The 21,570-nt window shown below is 56.0% G+C and carries 21 protein-coding genes; 19 read left to right on the top strand and 2 right to left on the bottom strand.

The window, feature by feature from the left end:
• Positions 1-160 precede the first annotated feature (160 nt).
• From fsa to IC235_RS09335, 8 genes are all read left to right on the top strand, one after another.
• Positions 161-817: a fructose-6-phosphate aldolase gene (gene fsa, locus IC235_RS09300; protein WP_191004899.1), complete on the top strand. Its 657-nt coding sequence runs from the start codon at positions 161-163 to the stop codon at positions 815-817.
• Between the two features lie 255 nt (positions 818-1,072).
• Positions 1,073-1,276, top strand: a complete 204-nt coding sequence (locus IC235_RS09305) for a fructose-6-phosphate aldolase (RefSeq protein ID WP_191004900.1) — start codon at positions 1,073-1,075, stop codon at positions 1,274-1,276.
• A gap of 102 nt (positions 1,277-1,378) precedes the next feature.
• Positions 1,379-2,059 carry a cell division ATP-binding protein FtsE gene (locus IC235_RS09310; RefSeq protein WP_191004901.1) on the top strand — a complete coding sequence of 227 codons (681 nt, stop codon included), beginning with the start codon at positions 1,379-1,381 and terminating at the stop codon, positions 2,057-2,059.
• A 53-nt stretch (positions 2,060-2,112) separates the two neighbouring features.
• Positions 2,113-3,003: a glycosyltransferase gene (locus IC235_RS09315; protein WP_191004902.1), complete on the top strand. Its 891-nt coding sequence runs from the start codon at positions 2,113-2,115 to the stop codon at positions 3,001-3,003.
• A gap of 95 nt (positions 3,004-3,098) precedes the next feature.
• Positions 3,099-4,253: a DegT/DnrJ/EryC1/StrS family aminotransferase gene (locus tag IC235_RS09320; RefSeq protein WP_223847166.1), complete on the top strand. Its 1,155-nt coding sequence runs from the start codon at positions 3,099-3,101 to the stop codon at positions 4,251-4,253.
• Positions 4,243-5,289 carry a Gfo/Idh/MocA family protein gene (locus IC235_RS09325; RefSeq protein WP_223847167.1) on the top strand — a complete coding sequence of 349 codons (1,047 nt, stop codon included), beginning with the start codon at positions 4,243-4,245 and terminating at the stop codon, positions 5,287-5,289. The genes IC235_RS09320 and IC235_RS09325 overlap by 11 nt, the downstream gene beginning before the upstream one ends.
• Positions 5,290-5,343: 54 nt before the next feature.
• On the top strand, positions 5,344-6,357 hold the full coding sequence (locus tag IC235_RS09330; protein WP_191004903.1) for a hypothetical protein: 1,014 nt from the start codon (positions 5,344-5,346) through the stop codon (positions 6,355-6,357).
• Positions 6,358-6,671: 314 nt separating this feature from the next.
• The gene (locus IC235_RS09335; RefSeq protein ID WP_191004904.1) at positions 6,672-7,322 is read left to right on the top strand and encodes an HD domain-containing protein; all 651 of its coding nucleotides are present in this window, start codon (positions 6,672-6,674) and stop codon (positions 7,320-7,322) included.
• Between the two features lie 1,345 nt (positions 7,323-8,667).
• On the opposite strand, the gene IC235_RS09340 is transcribed toward IC235_RS09335, so the two are convergent.
• The gene (locus IC235_RS09340) at positions 8,668-9,600 is read right to left on the bottom strand and encodes a DUF3078 domain-containing protein (protein ID WP_191004905.1); all 933 of its coding nucleotides are present in this window, start codon (positions 9,598-9,600) and stop codon (positions 8,668-8,670) included.
• 102 nt (positions 9,601-9,702) lie between these two features.
• Between IC235_RS09340 and IC235_RS09345 the strand changes: the two genes are divergently transcribed.
• The gene (locus IC235_RS09345; RefSeq protein WP_191004906.1) at positions 9,703-9,969 is read left to right on the top strand and encodes an SMI1/KNR4 family protein; all 267 of its coding nucleotides are present in this window, start codon (positions 9,703-9,705) and stop codon (positions 9,967-9,969) included.
• Positions 9,970-10,326: 357 nt separating this feature from the next.
• Here the strand turns inward: IC235_RS09345 and IC235_RS09350 are convergent, their stop codons facing one another.
• Complete coding sequence (locus IC235_RS09350) at positions 10,327-10,689, bottom strand: hypothetical protein (protein ID WP_191004907.1); 363 nt, start codon at positions 10,687-10,689, stop codon at positions 10,327-10,329.
• 569 nt (positions 10,690-11,258) lie between these two features.
• On the opposite strand from IC235_RS09350, the gene IC235_RS09355 reads away from it, so the two are divergent.
• The 10 genes from IC235_RS09355 (at position 11,259) to IC235_RS09400 (ending at position 21,368) form a co-directional block, all read left to right on the top strand.
• On the top strand, positions 11,259-14,432 hold the full coding sequence (locus IC235_RS09355; protein WP_191004908.1) for a PD-(D/E)XK nuclease family protein: 3,174 nt from the start codon (positions 11,259-11,261) through the stop codon (positions 14,430-14,432).
• A 45-nt stretch (positions 14,433-14,477) separates the two neighbouring features.
• Positions 14,478-14,669, top strand: coding sequence for a deaminase (locus tag IC235_RS09360; protein ID WP_191004909.1), 192 nt, complete (start codon positions 14,478-14,480; stop codon positions 14,667-14,669).
• A gap of 589 nt (positions 14,670-15,258) precedes the next feature.
• Positions 15,259-16,014, top strand: a complete 756-nt coding sequence (locus IC235_RS09365; protein ID WP_191004910.1) for a DUF4272 domain-containing protein — start codon at positions 15,259-15,261, stop codon at positions 16,012-16,014.
• A gap of 84 nt (positions 16,015-16,098) precedes the next feature.
• Positions 16,099-16,833 carry a DUF2071 domain-containing protein gene (locus IC235_RS09370; RefSeq protein WP_191004911.1) on the top strand — a complete coding sequence of 245 codons (735 nt, stop codon included), beginning with the start codon at positions 16,099-16,101 and terminating at the stop codon, positions 16,831-16,833.
• A 21-nt stretch (positions 16,834-16,854) separates the two neighbouring features.
• A complete protein-coding gene (locus tag IC235_RS09375) occupies positions 16,855-17,262 on the top strand; it encodes a hypothetical protein (RefSeq protein ID WP_191004912.1) in 408 nt (135 codons plus the stop codon).
• Positions 17,263-17,912: 650 nt separating this feature from the next.
• A complete protein-coding gene (locus tag IC235_RS09380; protein ID WP_191004913.1) occupies positions 17,913-18,374 on the top strand; it encodes a nucleoside deaminase in 462 nt (153 codons plus the stop codon).
• A 287-nt stretch (positions 18,375-18,661) separates the two neighbouring features.
• Complete coding sequence (locus tag IC235_RS09385; protein ID WP_191004914.1) at positions 18,662-18,973, top strand: hypothetical protein; 312 nt, start codon at positions 18,662-18,664, stop codon at positions 18,971-18,973.
• Between the two features lie 343 nt (positions 18,974-19,316).
• The gene (locus IC235_RS09390) at positions 19,317-20,393 is read left to right on the top strand and encodes a hypothetical protein (RefSeq protein WP_191004915.1); all 1,077 of its coding nucleotides are present in this window, start codon (positions 19,317-19,319) and stop codon (positions 20,391-20,393) included.
• A gap of 95 nt (positions 20,394-20,488) precedes the next feature.
• Positions 20,489-21,121 carry a nucleoside hydrolase gene (locus IC235_RS09395; RefSeq protein ID WP_191004916.1) on the top strand — a complete coding sequence of 211 codons (633 nt, stop codon included), beginning with the start codon at positions 20,489-20,491 and terminating at the stop codon, positions 21,119-21,121.
• A gap of 31 nt (positions 21,122-21,152) precedes the next feature.
• Positions 21,153-21,368, top strand: a complete 216-nt coding sequence (locus IC235_RS09400; RefSeq protein ID WP_223847168.1) for a nucleoside hydrolase — start codon at positions 21,153-21,155, stop codon at positions 21,366-21,368.
• Positions 21,369-21,570: the final 202 nt, after the last annotated feature.

Below are 21,570 nucleotides of genomic sequence, written 5' to 3' on the forward strand. Positions count from 1 at the left end.
GCGCTGCTCAATTCCGCGATGTTGGCGGTTGCGTGAGTAGCTTTGGGGCCGATTCTTTTTTATCAGTCGTTCGCTGAAGGCACGGGGCCGTTCACTTTGATTTTAGTGGATTGCGCTTGCATAAGGCTAACGACTGATGGCTACTCGCTAACCTTAACGAATGAAATTTTTTCTTGACACCGCCAACCTCCACGAAATCCGCGAAGCAGTAGAGCTGGGCGTCCTCGATGGCGTGACCACCAACCCCTCGCTGATGGCGAAGGAAGGCATTCGCGGCCTCGACAACGTGATGGCCCACTACCGCCAAATCTGCGAATTGGTGGATGGCGACGTATCGGCCGAGGTCATTGCCACCGACTACGACGGCATCGTGCGCGAAGGCGAGGCGCTGGCCGAACTACACCCCAGCATCGTGGTGAAAGTGCCCATGATTCGGGATGGCATAAAAGCCATCAAGTATTTCGCTGAAAAGGGCATCAAAACCAACTGTACGCTGATTTTCACGGCCGGGCAAGCCCTGCTGGCTGCCAAGGCCGGCGCCACCTACGTGTCGCCCTTCGTGGGCCGCCTCGACGATATTGGTCAGGATGGCTTGCAGCTGGTTGAGCAGATCGTGCAGATCTTCAGCAACTACGGCTACCCAACCGAGGTATTGGCGGCGTCGGTACGCCACGTGCCCCACCTGATTCAGTGCGCCGAAATCGGGGCCGACGTGGTGACTTGCCCCCTCAGCGTCATCAGCGGGCTGCTCAACCACCCGCTCACCGACAAAGGCCTGGCCACATTCCTAGCCGACCACAAGCGCGTCAATGCTTAACTTTTCAATTAAAAATTAAGAATTAAAGGCATAAGAAACCACCCACCCCGGCAATTGCTCAATGAAGCGGTCTAGAAAGTGTTCGGTCCGGCTAAGCTTGCCGCAGCAGCTCTCCCGCTCCGGCAGAGCTATTCAACGCGCTAGGGCTGCTTCGACAGGCCGACGCCAGAGCAGCAGGACCGCGCCTGATGAGGTAGGTGGCTTCCTAAACAGCTTCATTTTTAATTCGTAATTTTTAATTCTTAATTAAGAAGAATGTACATCATCAAAGTAAAGGGCAAAGCCAAAATCCCGGATTACATTCAGCTGCGGGACGAAGCCTTCGTGCTCATCGCCTATTTCCGGGCCGACCGGCCGCTGAAAGACCTGCACCGCTACGGGCTGGAAGGCAAGGAAACGGAGCTGGCCGCCGTGATTGCGGACCTGGAGTTTGGCAAGCTCCGGGCGCTGAGCCTGTAACGACCGCCGTGGCCGGGCACCGCTCGGAACAATACTTAGTGGGGCGGTGCGCCCGGTGCCGCAACCGAAAGCCGAAAGTTTATTTATTGGAGTTATTTAGCTATGTCCGAAACTGTTATTGAGCTACGCGATGCCACGATAATGCAGGAGCAGCAGGCGGTGCTGCAGGGGGTGTCGTTTTCCTTGGAAAAGAGTGCCTTTGTCTACTTGGTGGGCCGCACGGGCTCCGGCAAATCGTCGCTGCTGAAAACGCTGTATGCCGACCTGCCCCTGCTGGTTGGCAGCGGCACGGTCGCGGGCTTTTCGCTGTCGAAGCTGCCGACGAGCAAAGTGCCGTACCTGCGCCGACGCCTGGGCATCGTCTTCCAGGATTTCCAACTGCTCTCCGACCGGACGGTAGCCGAGAACCTGATGTTCGTGCTCAACGCCACGGGCTGGAACAACAAGGCCCGCAAGCAGCAGCGCATCAGCGACGTGCTGAGCCAGGTAGGGCTGAGCGGGGCCGCCAACCGCATGCCGCACCGCCTCTCCGGGGGCGAACAGCAGCGCGTGGTAATTGCCCGAGCCATGCTGAACGAGCCCGCCCTACTGCTCGCCGACGAGCCCACCGGCAACCTCGACCCGGACGTTTCGGACAGCATCATGCAGCTGTTCGCCGAGATAAACAACGCGGGCACGGCCATCCTGATGGCCACGCACAATTTTCAGCTGCTTGAGAAATACCCGCACCGCGTACTGACGTGCAAGGATGGCGCGCTTCTTGACTCGGCGAGATACCAATAAGCGGCAACTGGCGTTAAGTGGGGGTTGCTTATGGATTGATAACGTTGAATAAAATGATACGCCCTGGACTTTCGGTATTAATCCCGGTTTTTAACTGGGACGTCAACGAGTTGGTTAAGGCCCTGGTCGCCCAGCGCACGAATTGGCCGGGCCCGGTGGAGATTATTGTGTTTGACGATGGCTCCAATGAGGCAGCCCGGGCTTTAAACCGGCCCCTGGCCCAGCAGCCCGGGGTGCGGTACCACGAGCTGAAGCAGAACATCGGCCGCGCGGCCATCCGCAACCAGCTGGCGGCCGCGGCCCAACACGAGTGGCTGCTGCTGCTCGACAGCGACAGCCTGCTGCCCGATTCGCAGTTTCTGGCGCGCTACGCGGCGGCACGCAGCCGTGCCGCCGTGGTCATTGGCGGCACTTGCTACGCGCAGCTCCCGCCCCCGGACTCGGCCTTACGCCTGCGCTGGCTCTATGGGCAGGCCCGGGAGGCACGGCCCGCCACCGTCCGCCAGCAAGCTCCGCACGCGCAGCTCAGCATCAACAACGCCTTGATTCGGGCCGATATTTTCCGGCGCTACCCCCTCGATGAGCAGCTGAGCGGGTACGGCCACGAAGACACCAAGTTCGGCCAGGTACTGGCCGCCGCCAACATCGAAGTGCTGCACCTTGATAACCCGGTGCTGCACGACGGCCTGGAGCCGGCCAGCACTTTCCTGGCTAAAAGCGAAGAAGCAGTGCGCAACCTCACGCGCCTGCACCGGCAAGCCGACACGCCCGACTCCAGGCTCCTGCAGGCCGTGGGGCGCGTGCGCACCTGGGGGCTGGCTACCCTGGCTAAAGCCGCCCTGGGCGCCGCCGAGCCCCGCCTGCGGCGCAACCTGCTTTCGCCCAAGCCCAATCTTCGGGCTTTCGACCTGCTGAAAATGCACTGGCTGCTCCAGTTGCTGTAGAGCGGCCCGCCGCGTCGGGGTCGGCCCAGGGGCCAGGCGGGCCGGTTTGGTGAGCCGGCCCGGCTATCTTTAACCGAATTTTCCGCTTGCCGCAGTTGATACTTCCCTCCCCTCCCACTCCCATCCAACTGCTTGATCTGGCCGCTGAGCACGCCGCCATGCAACCGGCCCTGGACGAGGCCTTGCTCGAGGTGATGGCCACGGCGGCGTTCATTCAGGGGCCCGCCGTGGGCCAGTTCGCCACGGAACTGGCCGAATACCTGGGCGGCGCGCACGTGGTGCCCTGTGCCAATGGCACCGACGCCCTCACCCTGGCCCTGCTGAGCTTGCAGCTACCCGCCGGAGCCGAGATTATCGTGCCGGCGTTCACTTACGTGGCCACGCTCGAAGCGGCTGCTTTGCTGGGCCTGCGGCCCGTGCTGGTCGACGTGCGTCCCGATACGTTCAACGTCGACCCGGCGGCGGTGCAAGCCGCGCTCACGCCGCGTACCGGCGCCATCGTGGCGGTGCATTTGTTTGGGCAGTGTGCCGATTTAGAGCAGCTCCGGACTATTGCGCAACGCTGGGGCGTGCCCTTGATTGAAGACAACGCCCAGGCCCTGGGCGCAACGTTTCAGTTCGCCAGCGGTGAAATTGCCTTTGCGGGAACTGTAGGAGCCATTGGCACCACGTCGTTTTTCCCCTCCAAAAACCTGGGCGCCCTCGGCGATGGGGGGGCCTTGCTGGTTCGCGACCCGGCGCGCGCGGCCCGGCTCCAGCAGCTGGCCAACCACGGCCAGAGCCAGAAATACCACCACGAGCACGTCGGCCTCAACTCGCGCCTCGACACCGTGCAAGCCGCGCTGCTGCGGGTGAAGCTGCGCCATCTGCCCGCCGCCACCACCGCCCGGCAGGCCGTAGCCGCCCGCTACGATGCCGCGCTCGCGGCACACGGCGCTGATCTGCACTTGCCGGCCCGCGACCCGCGCAGCAGCCACGTGTTTCACCAGTACACCCTCCGCCTGGCCGCACCCGACCGCCGCGACGGGCTGCGACATTTTTTAAGCCGCTGCGGGATCCCCACCGCCATTTATTACCCCCTGCCGGTGCCCGCGCAGCCGGCTTACGCCTATCTGGGATACCGGGCGGGGCAGTTTCCGGTGGCGGAGGAGCTGTGCGGGGCGGTGCTCTCGCTGCCCACCCATCCGCTGCTGACGGCCGAGCAGCAGGATTACATCACGGAATGCATCGGTACTTTTTTTGGACGTTAACGCTGTGTTGGTGAGTAATCCTGCCCCTGAAGTACGATTCGTCGTTTGCGGTGTCGGCCACATCGGCCGCCGCCACGCGGCGCTCATAGCGCGCCACCCGGGAGCCAGGCTCGTCGCTTTAATCGACGAGCGCGCCGAGCTGCGGGCGGGCTTAGCCACGGAGTTTCCCGACGTGCCGTTCTTTGCCTCGCTCGAAGCCTATCTGCAAACCGGCCTGGCCGCCGACGTGCTCACCGTGGCCACGCCCAACGGCTGCCATGCCCCGCAGGCGGTGGCCAGCCTGCGCCACGGCCTGCACGTGGTTATCGAAAAGCCCCTGGCCCTGACCAAGGCCGACGCCGAAACCATTGTCCGCACGGCTTTGCAAACCGGCCGGCTGGTGTTCGGCGTGATGCAGAACCGCTACTCGCCCCCCGCCGCCTGGCTCAAGCAGGTGGTAGACGAAGGCCGCCTGGGCCAGGTGTACCTCGTGCAGCTTAACTGCTTCTGGAACCGCGACGCCCGCTACTACCGCCCGGGGGGCTGGAAAGGCACCCAGGCGCAGGATGGCGGCACGCTCTTCACCCAGTTCAGCCACTTTGTGGATTTGCTCTACTGGGTGTTTGGCGACATCACGAACATCACGGCCCGCTTCCGCGACTTCAACCACGCCGGCCTCACCGAATTTGAGGACAGCGGCCTGGTCGCCTTCGACCTGGTCCGGGGCGGCGCCGGCACGCTCAGTTACAGCACCGCCGTGTGGGACCGCAACCTCGAAAGCTCCCTCACCGTGGTGGCCGAGCGCGGCAGCCTGCGCATCGCCGGCCAGTACATGGACAAGGTCGACTACTGCCACATCGACGGCTATACCCTGCCCGAGCTGCCGCCCACCAACCCTGCCAACAACTACGGCTCCTTCCAGGGCTCGGCCGCCAACCACGTGCAAGTAATCGAGAACGTAGTGGATACGGTGCAGCGCCGCAGCATTGCTACTACCAATGCGCTGGAGGGCCTGAAAGTGGTGGAGATAATCGAGCGGATTTATGCGCTACGGTAGCAGTTATCTTGAGGACGAAACTCGGCAATGGCTCGGCTCAACTTAATAAGTTTCGTGGTGATTTTGCTCACCATTACGCAGTGTGTTTCGCCGGCTTCAAAAGAGAAAATCGCGGGGGTTAAAGTTCCGACTGAATGGGTAGAGCGCGTCCGTGAATACGATTATAAACAGGATAATTTACCGATTTTGAAGCAGTTGGAAGGTTTTATTAAGTCCGACACGTTAGCGGGCGAGACTGATTCCACGCACATAGGCAGGGGTATAGTGGACCAGTCATCGGGTGGAATTTTTACACTACTATTCATTAATCTGGATGATGACCCAGCCGTAGAACTGGTTGGGATATTCGGTTATGCCCGATACGACCCTATTTTAGCGGTATTCAAAATGATTAATAATTCCTGGTACTTAATTTATCGCGAACCATTTTTCATATTTAATGGGGAAAGCGGCATTCAGATTGTAAATACCCCTTCCGCCAATAAAACATTCTACATGCGAGTACTCAACGAGAGAGGCTCAGGCGTTTATCAGGATGCCTATCGATTTTATAAGCTGATTCATAACAAAATATATCCTTGCCTTGAATTAACTAATGAGGCCCGTATCTATGGGTGGGGCCTGCACTTAAATCAAGATGTTAAACTGAGATTAGATTTTAGTAGTACCAGCTCCGATGAGTTTAGGGCTTCCTACGCTTATCGTTTTTTCCCAGGGCCTGGATATGATGTCTCTTCGCGAAACAATGACCAAATCGGTGCCGATGCTGCATTTGTGACCGGTGAAAAAAGCGTATCCTACGTATGGGACGCTGCCACCTATACCTATCAACCTCACCCACTCTCTTACCCAGATATGCTGCCTGAAGACGCAGACCTCACTCCGGATAAAGTGGCTTGTTTCGGTCAATTCGGAAATGATTCCTTATTCGTAAAGGCCTTTGCTCACGAAATCCAACAAACCCTTCGCATGGGTGCAAAAGAGCAAAAGAGTTCTCTGCAAGCGTATCTGAATTTTGTTAAAAGCCTAAACAGGACCGCCGTAACCCGTGATAATTCCCTGAAATAAAATAAAGTACTAAGTGAATGGAATAAAATTCTATGGCCTCAACAAGAGACAGCGGAAATTATCCTTTCCTTGCTTGTCAAGCGGAGCAACTACAATCGAAAAAGGGCGGCCCCCAGGCTCCGAGGCTTCTTCAGCCCCGCAGGTTTCAGGCCCTGAACCCAGCCACGCTTTCCGCGGTGCATTTGGGGCGCCGGGGTGCTCGGTGAGATTGATAGCGTCCTCTACTTGCTCAAGCCAGTTTAAAAAGCGCTGGCTGATACTGTAGAGAGTTCGTCGTAGAGGCGCATAAAGCGCCGCGGCCGTACCTTGGTGTCATGTCCGTATTTCTTCCCGACATGGCGGCCCGTTGGCACAGCCTCACCGCCCCGCTGCTGGCCGATACAGCCCGCCGCGAGGCCGTCTTTCAGGAGTTGATAGCCGCTTATGAGGGGCCGGCCCGCCATTACCACACCCTTCAACATCTTGATAGCCTACTGACGCACTTGGCCGCCGCCCCGCTGCACGATGCCGTGGTGGTGCAGTTGGCAGTCTGGTTTCACGACATGGTGTACCAGTCCCTGCGCTCCGACAACGAGGCCCGCAGCGCCGACCGGGCCCGGGCGTTTCTGCAGGAAACCACCCTGGAACCGGCCCGGCAGCAGCGGGTCGCCTTCCTCATCGAGCGCACCGCCGACCACACCCAGCCCCAACCGTCCGACGACAATGACTTGCTCTGGTTTCTGGATGCGGACCTGAGCATCCTGGGCGCGCCGGAAGAGGCGTACTGGGAATACGCGCGGCAGGTGCGCCGCGAGTACCACCTGGTACCCGACCTGCTGTACCGCCCCGGCCGGCGCAAGGTGCTGGCCAAGATGCTGGCCACCCCGGCCCTGTTCCGCACCCTGGCCCTGCACGCGGCGTTGGAGGTGCCCGCGCGCCGCAACTTAGCAGCCGAAATAGCGGCCTGGGACCGGGGCGGGCTGTAACAGAGGCTTATTTCCTAGCTGGTGCGCGTCTACAACGCGCTGCCCACTGGCTTCTAGTCCTTCGACTTGGTCGCTGAATAAGGCACGGGTCAGTTACACTTTCGGGTCCCCATAAGTGCTCCCGAAGCATGCTAATTCAGGGTGGAATACTTCCCGAAAAAGCAAGCCGGAACTCAGACGCTACTTTTCGCTGGTAAAGCTCTGCCCCGTGTACGGCACGCCGATGGCGATCCCCTAGCATAGCTGTGCCTTGCGACCCTGGTAGTAATCGCGATGCCAGGGAGCGATAGCCCAAGTATTTGATTGCCCACCTTGGCAATCAGGCCCGAAGCGCCTACAGCGCTTCGGCTCGTAGCCGCCCGGTGACGAGCTCAGGCCCTACCTGGTACCTGATTCGGTGCCAGAACCAACAAATTTTGTCGTTAGCCCTAGTGATAAGGTTACTCATCCAAATGGGAGTGCCCATCCTTAGGAAGGCGGCAGCCTACTGGGCAACTTTGAAGCAATCCTTGAGCGCTAGGACTGGCCTAAGTGCCTAGCCCAGCAACAATGGCCAAAGCCGCACCCATTGTGCATTGATCAAGCGTGTACGGGCTGCATTCATGATCATCGACTTAAGAGAGAACCCGTCTTTAAATTTTTTACTTTCTGTTTTTCGTTTACATCATGAAGAAGCAATTTCTGTTTGCCTTGGTGGCTGTGACAAGCTTGGCCTCTTGCCAAAAACAAGACGTAACCCCAACTGCTCCTGAAGCAGCCACTGTTTCTGCTGACGCGTGGAGGTCTTCCGTTGGAACTCCTACCAGCTCTACAAGCTACCGGTATAACTTGTACTACTCTGGCACCGCTCCAGTCACCTATATATTAACATTGGATAACAGTGTGATAGCAAGAGGTTCGCGGTCGCCGGTCAATGGTCAGGTAATAGTTAACTTCTCTGGGCTAAAGCCAAGACGACGGTATTTCTTGCAACACTACCAAGTAGTAAACGGGAAATACACAGGTAATGTGGAGCACTTTCAGCTTTAATAGATAATAGCTGACAAGCTAGTACCGACGTGGTACTGCACCCTTTGCCTTGACTATATCTGCACGGCTTTAGCACCATTGGGGTGCTAAGGCCGTGCAGATATAGTCTACGTGCCATTACAACCCACCCTTTGTTTAACGCTGTTCCGGTCCGTTTACCCATCGCCCGCTTCGCGCTTCCAGCAAACCAGTTACTCACAGGGGTTACTTGGTGGTCCCACGACTCCTTAAGATACTCTTCCACAATTCGTTCAGACGCCGGCCATTATCGCAGGCCAAAACTCATCTGATAACGGTTGTTGGCAGCCCCAGTGGCTTATTTCCTCACATCGGTAAAGTTTTGTACCGTGTAGGCCACGCCAATGGTGAGGCCCTGCGAAAACTGCACCTCGTGGTCCTGGTCGTAGTCGTAGAGCGCGATGCCAGTGAGCGACAGGTTTACGTATTTGCCCACCTTGGCACTCAGGCCCACATCGAGGCGATGGTCGATTTCCTTGGGCTTGAGGTTAGTGTAGTTGGCGAACAGCAGGTAGCGAGCTTTCAGGTTGACGTTGGTACTGATGTTGCGGTCGAGCTCGGCCAGGACCTGGGCGGCCAATACCTCGAAGCGGGTAGTGTGGCCTGGACTTACCCCATAGGGCGCGTCGCCGAGCGCGGGCCGGAAACGTTCGGCATCGCTCACCACCGTCAGACGGGGGGCAAAGGGTGCGAGGCGCAGGTGGAAGTAGGGTGCGGGGCGGTATTCGAAGCCGTAGGCGGCGGTGATGAAGGCCGGGGCGAAAAAGTTGGATACCTGCCGGGCACGCTCGTTACCGGTGGCGTCAGTGTCGTACTTGTAGCCGGCGGCGAACTGGGTAAGCAGGTTCAACGATAAAAACATGTTCCAGTGCGGGCTCAGGGCGCGGCCGTACTTGGTGTCGAGGTAAAGACGGTCCTGGCCTTTGCGGTAGCCCAGCCCTTTGGTTTGGGAGAAGGCAAAGAGGAAATCGGATTCGTTATCGAAGCTATGGACGCCCACCTGGCGGTTGGCGCGCAGGTTGGCCAGGGCATTGAAGCCGATGGTGCTGACGCCCCCGCCCCGCCAGTTGTTGCTAAGCAGGGCCTCATTGAAGCCGAGGCCGGTTTTGGCCGACTTGCGCCAGCGGGGCGCGGGCGGCGCGGCTACAGAGTCGCGGGTGGCAGCGGGAGTTTGGGCGGACGCAGCATGGGCCAGCAGCACAGCCAACAACGAGAGCAAGGGTAAGCGCATTGGTAAAAAGCAAGTATTTCAGGGCAAAAGGAAGTATTCGGGGGCAAAGGACGTCAAAAAGCGTCAATCTACCGTTATTTACCATCTCCAGATCCTACGCAAATGGCTATTTACCAGAACATAAGAAAACTTTACCACTTATCTGACGACGAAAATTTCGGTTTTTCAAAAGCTGATATTGCCGAAGTTGAAAAAAGGCTAAACATAGAGCTGCTGCCACAGGAACTCAGAAGTTATTACCTCACTCTGGGGAAAAATAAAAATATTAATTATTCTCACAATAGACTCCTGAAACCTGACAGCACAATCGGGTTTTCTAACCACTGGTATTTAATCTTCTACAAAGAAAACCAAGCGGTAACCTGTTGAAAATCAAATGAGGGGTTTTAACACTCAATAATCCAAGCATTTGGGGAACTATGAAGCAGAAGCAGACTCTGATTGGCACATAGAGGCGAAGATTACTGATAGTTTTTTCTACTCATAGCTGTGTATAACGGAAACCTAGTCGGATTGAGATTTAATATTACGAGTCCGAAATGCTTAACCCCGAGATGATAAGCTTTATAGAAAGGAGTACAAAGGAGCTGGGTAGAAGTGTCCGAAATCAGACGCGAGGAACAAGAAGTTTACACGAACACATTTGATGGATGTAATAAGTGGATTCTTCTTGATGAAGACAGAAATGCTATTGGATGTCAGAGCCTCTACTATTTCTCAATCTTTTCAAATAATCTTTTCAAACAGTATTCCGTCAAACAGCTCTTTGGGATACAATATCCAGGAGATTCCGTCTTCAATTTGTTTAACATGCCATATGACTACTCCTTTTGTGAATTCTGTTTGTTTATCTTCGTTCAGCATAAAAGGTGGAACCCACATAAGTTCTACCTCACCATCTCCATGCCATCCGTCTTCTAAGAACCTCTGTTTAGCAATAGCAACATATTCATCTGCATTTTCTATACACTGTTTCGGACTCAATGTAAAGTTTAAATTATCAATCCACTCGTAAGCCATTAGCTTAAATGCTTTTAGCTTTTCAGGTGGATAGTCAATAATTTCTGTTTTTTTGATTGTATATGCCATTAATATTTCATATTTAGTTCATGCTCGATTTTCGTTACAAGTAATGCTGCTGTGTTTCCTTTTGTGTTATCAGTAGGAGTTACGCTATAACGATTTACGAACGTAAGAGTACCTACACCAGACGCTAACATTATCCTACTGCAAGGTAAGCAGGATGACGCGCTAACTTCAAGCTATCAGGTAGAGACACAAATATATTGCGGAGCATAAGCAATGCTTAAGTAGTGAAACCTTAGATGTACGGAATTGGAGCTTAAAAGCTTATTTGCTTTCAGAGCTTTATTTCAAATACTTTGCACGGTGATTTTCGCACTATTATCTAATACGTCACTTCCCGTGGAGTCGGACAGAGGCTATAATGGCAATGTGGGCTGTTGAATGTTTGGTGCGGGCTGAATGTTTGCCCTTCGGTTACCCTACTCTTGCCGAGTCATATTCTTGCCGAGCCATTCAACGAACTGCTCGCGTTGGCTGGGCACTGTTCGAGGGCCGAGGCCCAGGCCTGCCGTGAGCGCGGCTGGTCATTTTTATCCGCTGGTTGGTGTTAGGGAGCCAGTATCTTTACGCCAATGCCCGCTCATTCCGCTGCCTACCCCACTTCTGCTTCGGCTACGCCGCTGGTGGCTCCCGTTTCCTTTCTCGCCGCCACCGCCCGCGAGCTGCTGGACCGCTATGGCTCCGGGCCCCTTGATGAGCTCTCGGAAATCGTGGTGGTGGTGCCCACGCGCCGGGCCGTGGTGTATTTGAAAAACGAGCTGGCCCTGGCCCTGCCCGTGGGGGCCCCGCTGTGGGCCCCGCGCGTAGCGGCCATGGAAGACTACATGGTGGAGCTGGCGGGAGTACAGGTCGAGGAGCCGATTGCGTTACAACTGCTGCTCTACGATATCCTCAAAAACATTGATACGGGCCTTGATTTCGACCGGTTCGTGGGCTGGGCGGGCCTGCTGCTGAGCGACTTTTCCAACCTCGACCAGAACCTGGCGCCCACCCGTAAAGTATTCGAGTACCTGAGCCAGGCCAAGGCGCTCGAGCGCTGGGACCTCGAAGCCCTGCCCGCCAACAGCCGGGCGGCGGCCCATTCGTTCAGCTTCTGGGACCAGCTCGAGCGGGTGTACCGGGAGCTGCAGCGCCGCATGAAGGCCAACCACCTCGCCTACCCCGGCCTGGCTTACCGCCTGGCCGTGGAGAAGCTGGAGCAGCGGCTGAAAGACCCCGCCGCGCCCGAGCCCGCCCGCCACGTGTTCGTGGGCCTGGGCAACCTGTCGCGGGCCGAAGAGAAGCTGATTCGCCTGCTTCTGGGGGCGGGGCGGGCCGAAGTTCGCTTCGACGCCGACCCGTTTTACCTGGAAGAGGACTCCCCCAACCGGGCCGGCCAGCACCTGCGCCGCTACTTTAAAAGCTGGAACCTGCCCCGCGAGCACATGGGGGGCGGCGTGGAGTGGCTGCGCGGCCAGCCCCACCACGTGCGCTACCTGGGTGTGGCCAACCCCAGCATGCAGGGCAAGCTGGCGGGCCAGCTCCTCGCCGAAGCCCGCCGCCAGCACCCCGACGCGAGCGTGGCAGTGGTGCTGCCCGACGAAACCCTACTCCTGCCGGTGCTCCACGGCCTGCCCCCCGACGAGGTGCCCGACTATAACGTGACCATGGGCCTAAGCTTCCAGGCCACGCCCCTGTTCAACTTAGTCGATTTGCTGTTTGAAGTACACCTGACGGGCATCCGCGAGGGCAGCCCGGAAACGGGCTACGGCGTGCCCCGCTACCACCACCTGGCGGTAACCAAGCTGCTCTCGCACCCCTTCCTGCGCCGCTATCAGCAGTGGCTCGACCGCCAGCCTGCCCAGCCCCAGTACCACGGCATTCTCGACCAGGTGTGTCGCGAAATTGTGCGCCTCAACGCCGTGCTCCTGCCCGCCACTGAGTTGCTCAAGCTCGGCGGGCACCACCCCATCATCGAGGCGCTGTTCAAAACCTGGAACAACTGCGACGACATCATTACGGCCTGCCATACGCTGATTGACTTGCTCAAGCAGGTGTACACCGATAAGCAGTCAGGCATTGAGGCCGAGTACCTGTACCTGTTCTACACCCTGATCAAGCAGCTCGACTCAGCCTTCGACCACCGCGAGCAGCGCTTGTCGGTGCGCTCGTTCCGGCGCTTCCTGTACGAGCAGATGGCCCGCACCCGCCTGCCCTTCAGCGGCGAGCCCCTAGCCGAGGTGCAAGTGATGGGCCTGCTCGAAACCCGCGCCCTGGACTTCGATCACGTCATCATCCTCAGCTGCAACGAGGGGGTGCTGCCCGCGCCCAAAAAGCAGCAGTCCCTGTTTCCCTACGACGTGCTCACCGAGTTCAGGCTGCCCACGTACGCCGATGCCGAGGCCATCACGGCTTACAACTTCTGGCGCTTGCTGCAACGGGCCGCCCGCGTCGACCTAGTACACGTGCTGCCCGGCGCCGAAGGCATTAAGAGCGGCGAGCGCAGCCGGTTTTTGCTGCAGCTAGCGAACGACCTGCTGCCCCAGAACCCGCAGCTCACCCTGGAGGACTTAACGGTAAGTGTGCCTCCCCTCACGCAAACCTCACCCCCTGCCCCCCTCTCCGTGGGAGAGGGGGCACCGAACGATAACAGCAACATTACCGGTGCCCAGCCTGGCCGATCTGGGGTTCCGGCGCAGTGGGTACCGAACGATAGCAATAGTAGGAGCATAACCGGTGGCCCTTCTCCTGCGGACTCCGCGCATCAAGCAGATACGAGGTCCGGGGGTGAAGCTGCGTTGGGCGACCTCGTGCTTGAGAAGGACCCCGAGATGCTGGCTGCCCTGCGCGGGGTGCTGGAACGCAACATTTCGCCTTCCCGCCTCAACGATTTCCTGGCCTGCTCGCTGCGCTTCTATTTTTCTAAAGTGGCCCGCTTCCACGAAAACGAGGCCGTGGAGGAAACCCTGGAAGCCGGCAGCTTCGGCACGATGGTGCACGCGGCCCTGGAAAACCTGCTGCGCCCCTTCGAGCAGGACGCCCGGCCCCTTACAGCGGCCGACATCCCGGAGCTGCTCCGGCAGACGCCGGAGGAGGTGCGCAAGGCCCTGCGCCAGGAAGAAACCGAAAAGTACGCCCGCCTGGACGAAGGGCTGAACCACGTGTACGGCCAGGTGGCGGAGCGCCTGATCACGCGCTACCTCGAAGGACTGGCCGCGAACGAAGGCCTGCCCCTGCGCCTGTTCAGCCTGGAAAAGGACTTGGCCGCCACGGTGTTCGTCGACGTGCCCGGCTCCGGCCAGTTGGCCGTGCGCCTCTTCGGCAAGGCCGACCGCGTAGATCAGCTGCCCGACGGCCGCCTGCGCGTGGTCGACTACAAAACCGGGCTCGTCGAAGCCAACGACCTTAACCTGACGGGCTACCGCAACCGCTTCACGCCCGCCGAGGCCACCGAGCGCCTGCTCTGGGAGGCCACCTCGAGCGCCGACAAAGTGCGCCAGCTCTGGCTCTACCGCTTCATGCTGGCCAGCACCGAGAAGCGCGAAACCGAAAATACGGCCATCGTGTCGATGCGTAACCTCGACAAAGGCCTGCTGGCGGCGGACTTAAGCTTCCTGACCAGCGAAGGGCAGGATTTCGTCACGGTTTCCGAACAATTAGTCGCTAAAATTGTACTGCGAATCCTGGACCCTACCGAGCCCATTCGCAAAACCGATGATTTAAAAAAGTGCGAGCATTGCCCGTATCGGGGCATTTGCGCCCGGTAGCGGGGCCCGCGCCGTAATAGCTTCCATCTTGCTCCCTCCCTTCCCATGAGCAAGCCCATCCAGAAAGACGAATTCATGCAGGCTGCCATCGACGAAGCCCGCCTGGGCCGGTCACAGGGCGGCATCCCCATCGGCTCGGTGCTCATCCGCGACGGCAAAATCGTGGGCCGGGGCCACAACAAACGCGTGCAGGAAGACTCCGCCATCAGGCACGGTAAGATGACTTTGTCTGCTTAAATCTGGCTTTACAAGCTCTCAATGCATCTTTTTGTCTAATATTGTTGGGCTTGTCCCACTTTTTACACCTTTATTGTGACAGCATTCTATCTCATACAGGGTGCCCTTCCAGCGATTGTTGATTGGATTAATACTTAACAAACGCAGTGTATTAAACCAACTGACTATGACTGGTGACCTTACCAAATCCTATCAGGACTTCTGGTCTTGGTTTTAGAAAAAATGAGAAAGCGTTTTTTCATGTAGTCAAGGAAGGGAATCTGCGCACGGAAGGTTACTTTCGCGGTCTTCCTTTCCTATGCTAGCTGGCAAGGGAAGGGCATAGAAGTCCTATTTGAAGCAAATGACCCTACTTCGGGCGAACGCTTCGTGCAATACTGTCGAAACTTGGTCGTGAATGACGTTGGCTACAACTTCAGTATCATACCCAAGAATGCGAACAGCACCAATGATGGCATTGAGAGGAAGAAGCGCAAAAAAATTTTCGAGTCCATAGCAGTCAGTCCCATCGAATAAGCTATTTCTTGCTCGGCTGCGCCAATCATCTTTTCGTCTAAACAGAACCCCTTACAAGGGTAGCTGCTGTCGCATGACCAGATTTTTTCATTGTTGCTTAGCCTTCGCCCTTTTCTCCTGTAACGAGCAGCCCGCCGCTCAGGCAGTACGCGCAACTGTGCCCGTTGAGCACATTATCGCGACCAAAGACCAGCAAGCTCGACGGGCACAATCGGAAGCCTACTGCAAAGCTCACGGCATCCCGATTTACAGCAACCCCAATGCGATGTTTACCGAGTCTGAAGCGGAGACAACACTCCGAACCAAAGACCAAATCGTAGACAGAGCGCTGGCGCTTTGCTTCATTGGTTTAAAAAGTGAAGGGCTGTCGCCAGAACGTTTGGCGGAAATAGACAAAGCGTACGGCATCACCCGCAAGCTCACGCCCGTTGAGCGGGCTTATGTCACGGCTGCCCATCCCACGGGCCAACAACGACGGGATGCGAACTGGCGCTACGAAAGCCTGCACGTCCTGCTGTGGTCGCTAGGGTACGTTGATACCCTCTCCTACCCCGGTGCCATGTGTGACGTTGCCCATGACGCGGCGATTATCCACGATTTATCCGCGTCTCAATTTCGGCAGTTGGCAAAGCTGCGAAGCAAAAAGGAAATACTTGACCAAGCAGACTTAATTCTACGCCTTGATTGGGCATGCTACGACGCCCGGCTGGCGCAGAAACCAATACCCGGCAACCTCAGCACCGATATCGTGTTGGAAAGACACCATTCGCTCAACTGGCTTATTCGCTATGAAAACCAAGAGTGGGATGATGTTAGTACTGATACCTAAGCAACAGCACTGCCCCGACCGGGCTTACTTGGTCTGCTTTAATCGAGCGGCGGTGCGTTACCTTGGGGGCGTAATCCCACGCCTATGAAACTCCCTGTTCTCCACGGGTACATTGACCGCCGGATGTTGGTCAACTTCACAGCTGACCCGGCAGTAGTACGCCCCCTGTTGCCTGCGCCGTTCCAGCCGCAACTTTATCAGGGGAAAGCGGTGGTGGGCATTTGCCTCATCCGCTTGCGCCAGATTAAACCGAAAGGCTTACCCGGCTGGCTGGGCGTTAATTCCGAAAACGGTGCCCACCGCATCGCCGTGGAATGGGAAGAAGCCGGGCAGCTTCGTCAGGGGGTATACATCCCCCGGCGCGACACCTCATTTTGCCTGAACGCGCTCGCCGGAGGTCGGCTATTTCCGGGCAAACATCACTTGGCGGCGTTCGACGTCCGGGAAGCATCGGGCAGCTATCACGTCAGCTTTACCAGTGCGGACGGGACGAGCCTTAGCGTGGATGCACAAGAAACCGCTCACTTTGCGCCTGACTCTATTTTTTCCTCGCTGGCGGCTGCCTCCGCTTTTTTCGAGCAGGGAGCCGTGGGCTACTCCCCCGGCACCTACGGTTACGAGGGAATACGGCTACACGCCCGGCAATGGCAGGTGCGCCCACTGGACGTGTTGCGGGTGCAGTCGAGTTTTTTTGAGGATGCGCATAACTTTCCGCCCGGTTCCATTCGGTTTGACAATGCCCTGCTGATGACGAACATCGAGCACGAGTGGCACGGCCAACCGACGAAACGGCGGCGGGCAAATGAGTGCTGCGGCTAGCGATGCATGCGCACTCCTACAATGGAAAAGAAAGTTGTCTACGAGAGCCGACCCAAGCTTATCGCGCTGCTGGCAATAAATTGGGGCTTTGTCGTGCTGTGTCTATGGTCTAGATACTGGTCTGGACTCGCTTTTTTTGGACTGTGCGCCATTGTCACCACCTATCCGTTGCTTGACCCGAGGAAGAAGCTACTGTTTTACGGCACCTCTGCTTACCGGGCGCAACTCACCATCACGGAGGAAACGGCTGGTTGGCACGTCTTCTTAGAGCAGCTAGAGGCGCACCTTTCCATTCCCCTAAGTTGGTTTGCCGATGTTTCTGTACCCGCGTTTGAAACGAAACTGACCCTGCTTTATGAACAGGAACATCGCTCTTTTGCAGAGGCAGTGACCGTTTATTACTTGGCTGAAGCTCAGCCGGCGTACTAGCCGCAGCAATTCCTCATTTACTACCGCTCCCTCTTATGGCATGGAATAAATACTACGTGTTCGTGAAAGCCCCGGAGTCCCGTGATATGAACGCTCTACTACTTTCCGCCCGCCAGCAGTGACAAGCCCCCGCAGACCCAAATTGCGCTGCAATTCCAGCAGCTAACGTCCATTAGCTTCTTAATTCGGGGCAACAGCCCCGAGAGTTTTGCATGGTCGCAACAACTCCACGACGACCAGTTAGAGTCGCCAACCTGCTCGTACGGGGAGTTCGCCTTTGGCGGCAATGATGCCCTCACCTCTTTACTGCAAGAGGCGACGCACGCTAAAACAGTCCACGGGTTCCCGCCCGTCACAGATGACTTTTTACGCGAGCCTTTTCGCCTCGTGTTCTGGTGCGGAGATTATAGGTTTGCCGTCGCAGCGCGGAACATGCACCTGCTGACACACAGCGGAAGCGTATCTTTTGACCAAGTGGGCGAGTTGAACCGGCAATGGTGAGACTATTGGCGCCGCTATTGGGCGAAAAAGAATACACCGGACGCGTTACCCCACGATTATGCCTGTGAAGTGACCATTCCGCTTAAGAGCTAGTATACTTTCTCGCTTCAACTTTCCTAGACCCTTTCATTTTTCAAACATCAACTACTATGTCGACTTCCAATCCCACCCCTAATAAAGATGAGTTCATGCAAGCTTCCATCGATGAGGCTCGCCTCGGACGTAGCGAAGGAGGCATTCCTATTGGCTCCGTACTTGTGCGTAATGGGCAGATAGTCGCCCGTGGGCATAACAAGCGCGTGCAGGAAGACTCGGCCATCAAGCACGGCGAGATGGATTGCCTCACCAACGCGGGCCGCCAGCGTACCTACCGCGACACGGTCATCTACACCACCTTGATGCCGTGCTACATGTGTGCCGGGACTATCGTGCAGTTCAAAATTCCCAAAGTCGTGGTGGGCGAGTCGCGCACCTTCGGCGAGTCGCGGGCTTTTCTGGAAAGCCACGGCGTGGAGGTGGTCGACCTCGACCTGCAAGAGTGCGTCGACATGATGAATGAGTTTATTGCCGCTGAGCCCACCTTGTGGCACGAGGATATTATGGAGTTATAGAAGCTGTTTAGAGAGTAGGCCAGTAGCTGATTTTGCGCGGAGGGAGCGTAGAAAAAGCCAGCCAAAGGCGAGCCCAGTTGTCAAGGGTAGCTTGGAAGCATGGCAGCGTCTTGAAGCCGTCGAGCCGGCCGGTGTCAGTATAGGCACTGAAGCGTGAGCCACCGTTTTTCCAGGCCGCGATTTGCGAACTTGCACGAAAAGGCATGAGGAGGTTGGTTGAATCGCATCCCAAACGTTTGCTCGCGGTGACAGTTTTTCCAATCTCCTATAATATTCTCATAATCAATATGCTCACTCAGGTTGCGCGTGAATATATCCACTCTAACTCGGTTGGAAATTTAAAGCTTTGTAAAGAAGCCATTCAAGAAACAGAAGAATTGCTTGAACCACTTTACGAAGAGAAAAATATACTAGGGTATCAATTACTTTTAATCGAAAGTAGCCTTGATGCTGAATACCACTTATTAGAGGGTCAATTTGAAGCCTTTACTAAAGGCCCGTTACCCTTTGTGTGCTCCTTCATACAACCCACCGAAAACAGTGATTTTGACTTTGATAGGTTAATGAAAGAGTTACATTACATAAGAGTTAATGTTTGAGAAGCAACTTAATTCATTGATCAATAAATTAATTACGTAGCATAGTCAAGCCAGAGTGCAAATAGATGGCGCTGGTCTACCTGAGGCTGGCTCGATAGGTATGTTGGTTGATACAAATGTTGATTCGAGCCGCTTGCAGGCCAAGGATTAACGAGCAGGATTTGCGCGCCAACACGCCGCAGGCCTGGCGCAACAGCAATCTACGGCTTCGATGATGCTATGCTGGTTTGCGCCGCTGGGCCCGTTGTTCACTGTCGCATTTGGCCCAAGGTAGAGTGCTTACCGTCACACCGCCCGAAATTCAGCCTAGCTTTGAACATCGCCAAATAAAAAGCGCGTAACTATGATTGACACTGAATCTATCAATTCCTTTCTGGAATCTGTTCCCGAACCAACCCGTGAGGCCAATCGGATACTGTATATGCAGGTGAGACCACCTGACGAGAATGAGATTGCTTCGGTCGCATTGGCAGAGAGAGGATATCTGGGGTGCGTTTCTTTTGCCGGGGCTGGCAACGATGACATCATCATACGCCTTTTACCAGGGCGAAATATAGGTAACTCTCCAGTTGCTATCGCTTGGGGCTATGTAACGGAGGGAATGACCATTGCTCCAGATCTCAAACGATTCGTTGCGGCAAGGTTAGCCCAAATGGATGCGGCAGATCCAGATAATTTCCCAACTCAGGAAGAGCAAGACCAGCTTCTTCGATTTGCCTCAGAATTTGGCGACGTTGCCAGTACCGCATCGGTTCTGCAAGCGTTAAACGGAGCTCGTTTAATAGACGAATACCATCCCCGGGCGGGTGCGCTCTGGTCTGCGGCTTCCGGCGATGACCCCTTGTGTATGTCCTTGGCAGCTACTCGGATTTTGCGAGAAAGAGCCATAGGTCATTGGTTTACGAAGGCAGTTTATGAAATTCCGGAGGTGGATATCGTATGGCGCATCTATCTTGCTTACCATTTGAGAGAGCAAACTGGTGTAGACGTGACTGAGGCAGCCTGGAGACTGGTGATGAGTGATAACGTATTTGACTCAACCTATGACGGCTATACCCGAGGGCCAGCAACAGCAAACTGGGAGAATGAGCCACTTGTCCTAGCGGTACAATGGCTACAACAACAGCAGACCCTTAACTCAGGCTATGCCCAAACCGATTTGTGGCAAGCGGCCCAGCTTTATGCGGCAAACCCGCTGGGATACGACGGGGCCGCCCATCTGGCCGTGGCTAAAAAGATAGCATCTGACGATCCTATTCTGGCCTATACCCAAACGGCCAATGCAGCGGCCTTCTTTGCCCGCGCTACCAAGGAAACACCCAAGGAAGCCATCGTCTTTGCCCACCAGCTTGCGGTAGAGAATGGATGGGAAGACCTAAGCACTGTCCTGGAGTGGGCTCGGACTGACCTGGAAATTTAACCCAGGGCTGACTTACTCAAAAGCCTCGGCTCTTTACTCAGGAATATACGGGGACTAGCGATACTGCCAAAAAAGAAGAGCAAATAGAGGCAAGAATGATTGATGTAATCTGGGATATGGAAACCGGCGATCCTGATGATTTCCTAACCCTCCTGTTTTTAATTGGACATCCCAAGGTCAATCTTAAAGCCGTGACGGTAACGCCGGGCGCACCAGATCAGATTGGACTGGTCCGGCAGGCGCTCAAATGGTTTGATTTGGCTATTCCCGTAGGAGCTTATAACATTGACCATGAGAAGCACTGTGTCTCCGGATGGCACTACAAAGTCTATGGCCCCATCCCTCCATCCCATGATGCTGAACCTGGAGGAGAAGTCCTGCTGCGGTGTTGCGATGAGAATACCACTTTAATTACGGGTGCCCCCCTCAAGAATCTTGGAGCCGCCATAAGCCTTAGTTCAGCTCATGATGGAGCTGTCTTCAAGCTGGGTCGTCTGGTTGCTCAAGGTGGATTTGCAGGGGTTGGCGTAGTTCCTGCTGAAAGGCAGCTAGGCAAATTTAAGGGGCTAGTCACCTGTCCTAGCTACAACCTCAATGGCGATCGAAAGTCTGCGCTGGCCGCTTTAGCGTATACCGGCATTGGGGTTAGACGCTTTGTTTCTAAGAACGTATGTCATAAAGTCTACTACGCTAGAGATGCACGAACGTTTCGAGGCCGTCAAAGATAAGAGTCTTGCGTTAACCTATATTTGGAAGGGTATGAATGCCTACCTAAAAAAGAAGCCGGGCGGGAAAAAATTCCATGATCCCTTAGCCGCTTGCTGTGCCATTGACGAGTCTATCGGGACTTGGGCCGAGGTTGAGTTGCACTGCGAGAATGGCCAATGGGGAGCAAAACTAGCTCCGGGAAGTAAGACGTGGATCATCACTGACTACGACCACAACAAGTTTGTGGAAACGCTAACGGCCTATTAAGAAATTACGAGGGATGCTGCTGTTCAGAAACGCACCTGTTAATATACCCGGCAGCAGACCAGCATACCCTCCAGCATTCGACACCTTCTCAGCAAATTTTAACCGGCCCAGAACCAATCAACGCCCCTGCCCGCGAGTTCGGCATGAAAATTAGGGGGCTTATCGAGCTTTTCACTTTCCCATCATCTACCGGCGCATTTTT

The organism is Hymenobacter montanus, from assembly GCF_014699115.1.
Lineage (GTDB): Bacteria > Bacteroidota > Bacteroidia > Cytophagales > Hymenobacteraceae > Hymenobacter > Hymenobacter montanus.